Origin of the sequence: Corallococcus sicarius (genome assembly GCF_003611735.1) — a bacterium.
In the GTDB taxonomy this organism is placed as follows: domain Bacteria; phylum Myxococcota; class Myxococcia; order Myxococcales; family Myxococcaceae; genus Corallococcus; species Corallococcus sicarius.
Map to the genome: position 1 here is coordinate 1 of NZ_RAWG01000583.1, position 2,270 is coordinate 2,270.

Here is a 2,270-nt window from a genome sequence, read left to right on the forward strand (position 1 = left end):
CGAAAACCCGAGCCGTCCTGCCCGGTTGCCTGGGTGGTTTTTTTGACTACACCGTCCAGCGGGGTGAGCCTGTGCCCCAGGACGCTACAGGACGAGGTGGCCATGAAGCTGGGCATGTGGATGGCGCTGCTGGCGATGACGACGGGCTGTGCGACCGGGGCCCCCGTGGGCGGCTGGGTGGCGTCGGAGCCGGTGCGCTACCGCTCCGCATCCCCGCCGGCCTTCCCCCGCGCCGCGCTGTCCTCGTCGGTCGCGAGCCGTGACAGCCACAGGGCGCCGGCCTCCAAGGCACGGCCCGCGAAGGCCTCCCCTGCGAGCCAGGCGCAGGTGAAGGCACGCCCCGCCGCGCCTCCTACGAAGAAGGCCGCCGTGAGCATGGCGCCCGTGTCCAACCCGCGCGAGCGCGTGCTCACCACGGCCCGCACGCTGGTGGGACAGCCCACCATCCAGGTGAACGGCCGGCGCTACCCGGCGGACTGCACGGCGCTCATCGAGGCCACGTATGCCCAGGCAGGCCTGAAGTTCCGCGGCACGCTGAAGCCCGGAGACAACGGCGTCACCGCGATCTACCGCTACGCCCGCGCGAACGGCCGCGTGTACACGGAAGGCCGGCCCGTGCCGGGGGACCTGGTGTTCTTCCGCGAGACGTATGATCAGAACCGCGACGGCCGCCGCAACGACGGCCTCACGCACGTGGGGCTCGTGGACGGGGTGGACGCGGATGGCACCGTCACCGTCATCCACCGGGTGAAGCGCGGCGTCGTGCGCTACCGGATGAACCTGGCGCGCCCCCACCTGCCCCGCGATCCGCGGACGGGCGAGGTGCTCAACGACATGCTGCGAAACCCCGGTCCCGGACAGACGCACGTCCTCACCGGCCAGCTCTTCGCCGCGTTCGGCAGCGTGCTGCCCTCGGGCACCGCGAAGCCCGTGGCTGTGGCGGCGGCCCGGTAGCAAGAGAAAGCCCGTCGCTCCCTGCGGGGTGCTTCCGGAACCAGCCGGAGCGCCACCGGGGAACGACGGGCCTGGACTGCCTTTGCGAAAAAGCTGACGGCTAGGTGGTGGTCGTGGAGGACGCGACCCGGGCGGTGCGGTCCCACGCGGCGCGCTGCGAGTTGCGCAGGAAGCGCCAGAAGCCCACGGCGATCGCCATGTTCATGGTGACGAAGTAGTAGGCCACCGACGACACCCGCTTCGCGACGCCGCTCTTGAACACGCCCGCGCGGCCCAGGTACGCCAGGGCGTAGAAGAGCGTCTGGCCCAGGAGCGTCGCCTGGTAGAAGGCGCTGTCGAGCAGGAAGAGGTTGGCCACGAACGCCGCCACCATCAGGGCGGGCGCGCACCAGCGCAGCAGCTTGTGCGACCAGAACGCGAACGCGGGGAAGCCCGCCGTGGGCAGCAGCAGCCCGGGCACGAGGCGCAGGCTCTGGAAGTTGCCCGCCGCGATGCGAGCGCGCCGGCCGAACTCCTTGCCGTAATCCTCCGTCGTCTCCTCGTGCGCGACGGCGGTCTCCTCGTAGTGGACCTTGTAGCCGCTCTCGAGGATGCGCAGCGGAATCACGAAGTCATCCACGATGGTGGACGGCGGCAGCAGCGTGAAGAGCGAGCGCCGGATGGCGTAGAGGCCGCCGTTGGCCCCCACCACCGAGCCGCGCTTTCCCTCGTACATCTTGATGAGGGACTCGTAGCTCCAGTAGGCGCTCTCCTCGTAGTCCTGCTTCGTGGGGTTGTAGAGGCGCAGCTTGCCGCAGACGGCGCCGACCTCCGGGTCCTCGAAGTGGCGCACCAGCTTCCGCACCGCGTCCGGGTCGATCATCGTGTTCGCGTCCGACAGGAGCACGATGTCGCCATGGGCGGAGGGGATGCAGCGGTTGAGCACCGTCGTCTTGCCTGCGCGGGGCGCGGGCGACAGCCGCACGCGGGGATCCGTGCACTGCTGCACGAGCCCGTCCGTCCCGTCCGTGGAGCCATCCGAACCGATGACCACCTCGAAGCGGTCCGCCGGGTAGTCCAGCGCCAGGCTGTTCTGCAGCTTCTGCTCGATGCAGGAGGCCTCGTTGTACGCGGCCACCACCAGGCTCACCGACGGCAGCGGCCCCGCGGGGACGCTCGCCTGGACGGTGCCCCCGGAACGCATCCGCCTCATGTTCTGGAAGACCTGCGCCATGCCCTCCAGGGCGAACAGGCTCAAGGGATAGAAGAAATACGTGTGCACGAGTGCCAGCGCCGCGCACCAGAAGAAGACCTCCGCCATCGACCCACCCTCCCGA

2 protein-coding genes are annotated in these 2,270 nt (G+C 70.0%); one reads left to right on the forward strand and one right to left on the reverse strand.

The genetic code is table 11. The features are described from left to right. Positions 1-102: 102 nt before the first annotated feature. On the forward strand, positions 103-954 hold the full coding sequence (locus D7X12_RS40940; protein WP_120630515.1) for a CHAP domain-containing protein: 852 nt from the start codon (positions 103-105) through the stop codon (positions 952-954). A gap of 100 nt (positions 955-1,054) precedes the next feature. On the opposite strand, the gene D7X12_RS40945 is transcribed toward D7X12_RS40940, so the two are convergent. Continuing rightward, the gene (locus D7X12_RS40945; RefSeq protein WP_120630516.1) at positions 1,055-2,254 is read right to left on the reverse strand and encodes a glycosyltransferase family 2 protein; all 1,200 of its coding nucleotides are present in this window, start codon (positions 2,252-2,254) and stop codon (positions 1,055-1,057) included. Between the last annotated feature and the right edge of the window lie 16 nt (positions 2,255-2,270).

What these genes read in the sequence shown, in the direction of transcription:
- D7X12_RS40940 (WP_120630515.1), top strand. Translation starts at nt 103, where the DNA reads ATGAAGCTGGGCATGTGGATGGCGCTGCTGGCGATGACGACGGGCTGT.
- D7X12_RS40945 (WP_120630516.1), bottom strand. Translation starts at nt 2,254, where the DNA reads ATGGCGGAGGTCTTCTTCTGGTGCGCGGCGCTGGCACTCGTGCACACG.